This is a genomic window from Beijerinckia sp. L45 (genome assembly GCF_009765775.1).
Classification (GTDB): Bacteria; Pseudomonadota; Alphaproteobacteria; order Rhizobiales; family Beijerinckiaceae; genus RH-AL1.
Genome location: NZ_LMUU01000069.1, coordinates 1 through 5,953, shown reverse-complemented (window position 1 = coordinate 5,953; position 5,953 = coordinate 1). Strand labels below are relative to the sequence as shown.

At 63.1% G+C, this 5,953-nt stretch carries 7 protein-coding genes; 3 read left to right on the top strand and 4 right to left on the bottom strand.

What is annotated here, in order from left to right; all coding sequences use genetic code 11:
• Positions 1-350: 350 nt before the first annotated feature.
• Both GSQ79_RS07225 and GSQ79_RS07220 read left to right on the top strand, forming a co-directional pair.
• The gene (locus GSQ79_RS07225) at positions 351-1,388 is read left to right on the top strand and encodes a hypothetical protein (protein WP_158808053.1); all 1,038 of its coding nucleotides are present in this window, start codon (positions 351-353) and stop codon (positions 1,386-1,388) included.
• A gap of 607 nt (positions 1,389-1,995) precedes the next feature.
• A complete protein-coding gene (locus GSQ79_RS07220; RefSeq protein WP_158808052.1) occupies positions 1,996-2,475 on the top strand; it encodes a DUF29 domain-containing protein in 480 nt (159 codons plus the stop codon).
• Between the two features lie 88 nt (positions 2,476-2,563).
• On the opposite strand, the gene GSQ79_RS07215 is transcribed toward GSQ79_RS07220, so the two are convergent.
• The 4 genes from GSQ79_RS07215 to GSQ79_RS07200 all read right to left on the bottom strand — a co-directional run bounded on the left by GSQ79_RS07215 (position 2,564) and on the right by GSQ79_RS07200 (position 5,364).
• Complete coding sequence (locus GSQ79_RS07215; protein WP_158808051.1) at positions 2,564-2,833, bottom strand: DUF3253 domain-containing protein; 270 nt, start codon at positions 2,831-2,833, stop codon at positions 2,564-2,566.
• A gap of 285 nt (positions 2,834-3,118) precedes the next feature.
• A complete protein-coding gene (locus GSQ79_RS07210; protein ID WP_158808050.1) occupies positions 3,119-3,478 on the bottom strand; it encodes a hypothetical protein in 360 nt (119 codons plus the stop codon).
• Positions 3,479-3,504: 26 nt separating this feature from the next.
• Positions 3,505-4,362, bottom strand: coding sequence for a universal stress protein (locus GSQ79_RS07205; protein WP_158808049.1), 858 nt, complete (start codon positions 4,360-4,362; stop codon positions 3,505-3,507).
• A 75-nt stretch (positions 4,363-4,437) separates the two neighbouring features.
• Entirely contained in the window at positions 4,438-5,364 is a 927-nt protein-coding gene (locus GSQ79_RS07200; RefSeq protein ID WP_158808048.1) for an oxidoreductase, read from the bottom strand.
• A gap of 168 nt (positions 5,365-5,532) precedes the next feature.
• On the opposite strand from GSQ79_RS07200, the gene GSQ79_RS07195 reads away from it, so the two are divergent.
• Positions 5,533-5,859: a UBP-type zinc finger domain-containing protein gene (locus tag GSQ79_RS07195; RefSeq protein WP_246725154.1), complete on the top strand. Its 327-nt coding sequence runs from the start codon at positions 5,533-5,535 to the stop codon at positions 5,857-5,859.
• Positions 5,860-5,953: the final 94 nt, after the last annotated feature.

Genomic DNA, 5,953 nt, shown 5'->3' with positions numbered 1-5,953 from the left:
GGGGGGGCTGCGGCTCCCTCTCTTTTTGCAGCTCTCCAGCCGGCCGACAACTCTATGCGAATACTGTTGAAAAACGCTACGTATCAAGATTATCTTGCGAGATGGCTATAGGTTCTAATATCATTTCGAGGCGAAGATCTGCAAAAGGAGGAGTTGATGACGGTTAAAGGAAGGACGCCTGCTCCGGCTAAGCTCACTCGTGCAGCGAAAGACATGCATAGCGCCAGCAAGAAGGTTCGGCAGGAAGCTGCTGAAGTGCTTGCTCTTGCGCCCCGCGCTTCAGCCAAGCCCAAGCCTAAGAGAACAAGATAGGCAGTTGCCTTCACTAGACTTATTTCGGCGGCATAGCCGTGGGCAACTACTCTAATTATTGCCATCAACAATTCAACCAGCGGCAGTTATCTATGCAGCTCGCGCGTTTTGCTACTATAACCACGCCAAAATTGCCTAAAAATTGGGAGAAGATAGTACTAACATTCGAAACCTTTCAGGTCGGGTGCTTTATAGACAAAGCAGTAAAGGGTGAGCACCTAAAGGTTGTTGCTGCTACCACAACGCTCCCCACCGAAGCGTTGTCAATAGACGATGCTGGTTCAATCTTTATAGCCGACGCTGTTAGGCAATTGGGAGAGCAAGCAATCGAGCACTACGCTAATCTTATGTCGGTCTCAAACTACATGCGGAGAGCCGTCAGTTCAACTTGGCCAGCGCTTGCCTTGAAGCCACAATCTGACAACGATTTTCGATTGTTGGCCAGCGCAAAAGGAATAGCAGCGCCCGAGGGAAATCACGGAATACCTGGATCTGTTTACGAGTTCGATACGGCTTCGCAAATAATCCATCTCTCCGATAGAATAGACGGCGTGGCAATTATCGCCGAGGCTCTAGGTCATAGCCAAGCTAGTGGAAGATTTCGAGACCTTATTAGGCTCTTTGAGAGAGCGTTTGGCAAAGCTGGAAAGGCGCTGGTAGCGCCACTAGCGGCTTTCCTCAAGCCAAAGGATGGCTACTCCTTAGCAGAGGTGTCCAACTGGATTGATGTTCGCGACGGAGTTACGCACGCCGACAAGAAAGATAAAATACTTTTCGACGGCGATGTAGCGTGGGTCGTCGAACGCGTCACGCAAGCGGCCTACGATGTGCTTTTAAACAAAGAACAGTGGCGTTCAAGTGGAACTGAACGCCGTAAAGTTTGGTCGTCCGCTTGCGGAACCGTCAATGCTGACTGCGGTCTCCGCGTCACCCGAAGCGCAGATATGGTCATAACATTTAGAGTATTTGACGAATATCGTCGATTTCCTCTCCATCTTGAAGGGGCCTTTACGGGAATACCTGCAGGTTGGTGGGTATCCCCTTCGCAGAACGGCTTGCCCAGCGCAGAAGTATAGACCTAGACGATATGCGCAAACGTGATGAGTCAAAGATTGTCCATGCGGCGTCGCCATTACGCGTTGCGACCTTGAGATGAAAGCTTTTTTTCTAAAGGCCCAACACCTTGAGGGCTAGATTGACGCTGCCGACTTTCGGTTGAGCAATGGTTGAAAGGAACGGCCAACCCGAATCCCACCGGATTGCGCGTGTCAATGACGCGGGCAGCGCCCTCGCCGGCCCTGAAGTCGGGCCTGCCCGACGTCAGCATCTATAGTAATTTATATCGGGCAAGCCCGATATCGATAGCGGTCGCAGATCATGGACACACGCGATCCGGTGGGTTGCCCTGCCGCCGTCCCTTTCAAGGATGATCCCGTGCGACGCGCGCATCCGGTCGGGCCAGATCCTCCCCCTCGCAGAGGGGGAGGGGGACCGCCGAAGGCGGTGGAGGGGGCGCGGGCTGAGAACCGCCTCTGGTCGTCTTCCCTGTTTTGAAGCAAACCAAGCGACGCGCGTGTGCGCCCTCCACCATGCTTCGCATGGTCCCCCTCCCCCGCGCTTCGCGCAAGGGAGGATCTTCGCGCGACGCCCGCCGCGTGATAAGTTCTCGGCGAGGACATACGCATGGCGAAACGCTCTCTGGCACCGGCACCCGATGCCGCGACCGACCTCTACGAGACCGATTTTTACGCCTGGACCCTGCGGCAGGCTGAACTCCTCCGCTCGGGCGATCTAAGCCAGGCCGACCGCGCCAATCTCGCCGAGGAGATCGAGACCTTGGGACGTTCGGAACGCGCCGCGTTGCGCTCCGCCTATCGCCTTGTCGCCCTGCACCTTCTCAAGCTCATCGCGCAACCGGCGCGTGCCAGCCGCAGCTGGCTCGGTACGATCGCCCGCGAACGCGCGCACGCCGCCCGCGTTCTCGCCGACAATCCGAGCCTGAAGCCGCAGCGGGAAACTCTGTTTCACCAGGCCTATCAAGACGCCCGCAAGGAAGCCGTAGCCGAAACCGGCCTGCCGCTCACCAGCTTTCCGGTGGATCCCGCCTTCGAGCTGGCCGACCTGGAGAACGACGGTTTTCTGCCTGACGCACCGGCGCGGTGACGGGCGTATCCTCCCCCGCGCTTCGCGCAGGGGAGGATTGCGCTGCGGCGCATCGGCCATCGCGTCAGACCCCGGCCTCCGTCGAACATCACTTCGGGGCGCGGGGGTGCCCTAAGCGATACACGCCCTTGAAATCATCGGGATCGGCAACCGGCTCGCCCTTGCGCAGGATCGCGATCCTGCCCTGCTTCGTCAGGCGGACGGCGACGCGCCGGACGGGATGCATGAGCAGCCGCCACGCGTCCGGGTGCGCGCCGCCGAGGTGACGCGCCACCTCGGATGGGCAGATCGTCTTATCTGCCCCGCGCTGCGCCACGAGATCCAGCATCGCCATTTCGATTTCGGTGTCTTCAACCATCAGCGGCGAAGACGATGCGACGTGTTCCGATCAAAACAACCTCCTTCGCGGGCGGCAAAAACCGTAAGTGGCGCATCGCGTGATCCGGTCAAGCGCGAACGAATGCCGCAAACGGACATCCTTGGGACGAGCCCCTTGTCAGATCGTCGGCGGCGCGCGGGCTACGCCCCCGCCCCCGGCCCATGGTAATCTTGAGGCCGTCGAAAACGGCGCCGGGCATGACGCATGACGCATAAATGTAGAGATCCGATCAGCATTCGTGGCTTTGGTGCCACAGTCGCACCGTCAGCTTGGCGGCTCGAATGGCCCGGGCGCGCCGGTGGTCGCATCGATGGACGCGTACCAGTCCGCGTAGGTGGTGTTGCGCGCCATCTTGCGCGTCAGGTCCGGCGTGCCGTCCGTCCACCAGACGGGCCCGCGTTCGCCGAGTGCCTGCTTGGCATCGTCCACGGCCTGCCGCGCCACCTCGCGGGCTGCGGCATCGCCGGCGCGCATCGCCGTCTGCTTGGCGCGCCTCGCGGCCATCAGCGCTTTGGTCAGGGCCGCGCGGCGTTCCTCGCTCAGCCCGGGATCGGTGCAGCGCCACAGGCGACCGCGAACGACGATGTAGCGCCCATCCGGCGTTTTTAGGGTATCACCGCTCATGGTGTGCCCTCAAACGGTAGGCGTCATCAGTGCGCCATCAGCAGCGGCACGGGGCTATGGGCCAGCAAATGCTGCGTCACGCCGCCCAGAAAGAATTGCCGGGCCCGGCTGTGGGTATAGGCGCCCATCAAAATCATGCCGACGCCCTCGGCCTGGGCCGACGCCAGAATCCGCTCGCCCGAGGATTTGCCGGGCGTCGCGTCGTGGACGGGAAGAGTGGGGATGCCGTGCCACCTGAGATAATCCTGCAGGCCGGCGGCCGGCTCGCCGGCCTGGAGGGGCCCGGCGAAAATCGAGACATAGCGGGCCGCCTTGAGCAGCGGCATCGCCTGCGCGATGGCCCGGGTGACTTCCAGACTGTCGTTCCAGGCGATGAGCACATGATCCAGCGGCTCGATGACGGTCGGGTGGGGCGACACGACCAGCGAGATCCGCGCGCTGGAAAACACCGCGGCGTCGAAGGCGCGGTTGGTGAAAGGGTTGGGGCTGTCCGGCCGGTCGAGGACGATGAGGTCGCTCAGGCGCGCCTCGATCGCCAGCAGCTCCTCGACGTCGCCGAATTTTTTGGCGAAGGACGCGCTCGTCGGGCCGTCGCCGCCGTCCATCGGTAGGACGGTCGGGATCGCGTTGTCGGCGCACCACGCCTGAAAAGCGTATTCCGCATCCGCGGCGGCCTTGCCGGCATCGGACTTGAGTTGGTTCAGCGTCGCGTCGATGGCCATGGCGATGCCGGTCAGGGAGGCGAGCACCGCGCCCGGATCCGGGCTGAAGAAGATGACGCGGACATGGGCCGGAGCCGCCCTGCTGAGGCGCAGCGCCGCATCGAGCCTGGGCCGGACATCGACTCCGGGACCGGTGGGGACAAGAATCGTTCGGATGGACATGGCGAGCCTCCCCCGCCATTGAGCATCCCTCAGGGGATGCCGGCTAGGGGACGCCGTGATGAAAGTGGCGCCAATTTACCCCAGCGGCGGGTAGGCCACGCCGGTCAGGTCTTCCGACACCGTCCAAAGCCGGGCAGCAACGGTGCGATCCTGTGCGTTGCCCCCGACCTTGGCCAGCGCCGGAGCACCGCGGAGTTCCATCAAACCGTCGGGCCCCCAATATTGGCCGCCCAGCACGTCGGGCATCGTCGCGGCATAGAGGCCGGGCAAGGCGCCATGCGCCGCATCCTGCCCGACCACCCGGACGCCGAGCCCGAAGACCGCCCGAACAAAGCCCGGCATCTGCGTCGCGGTGACGAATCCGGTGCCGGCGATGCCGGGATGCGCGGCGACGCTGACGAGCGGCGCCTGCGCGGCACGGGCGCGACGGTCGAGCTCGAAAGCAAACAGCAGGTTGGCGAGCTTCGACTGCGCATAGGCCTCGTTGCCGCTGTATTTCTGCGCGTGCTGCAGGTCGGCGAAGTCGATGCGGCCGGTGCGATGCGCGATGCTGGAGATGCCCACCACGCGGGGCGCGGCCGCCTTCAGAAGCAGCGGCATCAGCAGGCCGGTGAGCGCGAAATGCCCGAGGTGGTTGGTGCCGAACTGGCGCTCGAACCCGTCCACCGTCGCGGCGCGCGCCGGCTGCATGCCGAGCCCGGCATTGTTGAGCAGCACGTCGATCTTTTGCAGCGTCCCGGCCATTGCGGCGGCGAACGTCCGGACACTGGCGAGGTCCGCCACGTCGAGCCGGGCGACGGTGAGGCGGGCGTCGGGGTAAGCCTTGAGGATGCGGTCGCGCACGGCAGCGCCGCGGGCGACATCGCGGACGGCGAGGACGACGTTGGCGCCCCTGCCCGCCAGCACCTCCGCGGCCTCCGCGCCGATGCCGCTGCTGGCGCCGGTGACGACGATGGTCCGGCCGGTCTGGTCGGGAATACTGGCGGGGGTCCAAGCGGTCATCGGGTCGATCCTCGGGCGGTAGGAAGGCTTGCGGGATATGGGCACGCGCGCCCTTGCCCGTCACCCCCGCCTCGTCATCTCGTGATCGCTTGTTTCGATGCGGACGGCGCCGCACAACACGCGCGATCTCAACGCCTTGGCCATTCTCCGGCCCCTTCGATCCGTGGTATGACCACGCAAACAGGGGAGCGCACTATGTCCTGCCACCACAAGAACACGATCCGCGACGTGACGCCGAGCGCGCTCGGTTGCGAGGAATGCCTCAAAATCGGCAGCACCTGGGTGCATCTGCGTCTTTGCCGGGCCTGCGGCCATGTCGGCTGCTGCGACGACTCGCCGAACCGGCACGCGACGAGGCATTTCCATGTCACCCATCATCCCATCATCGAGGGCTACGATCCGCCGGAAGGCTGGGGCTGGTGTTTCGTCGATGAGATGATGGTCGCCCTGCCAAACACCACGCCGCACAACGGCCCCATCCCGCGCTACTACTGAGGCGAGATGCTATGACGACCAGCTTCATCGACATCGCCGCCGACGACCTCAGCGATCCCTACAGCCGCGAAGGCCAGACGTTCCCCAAGATGAA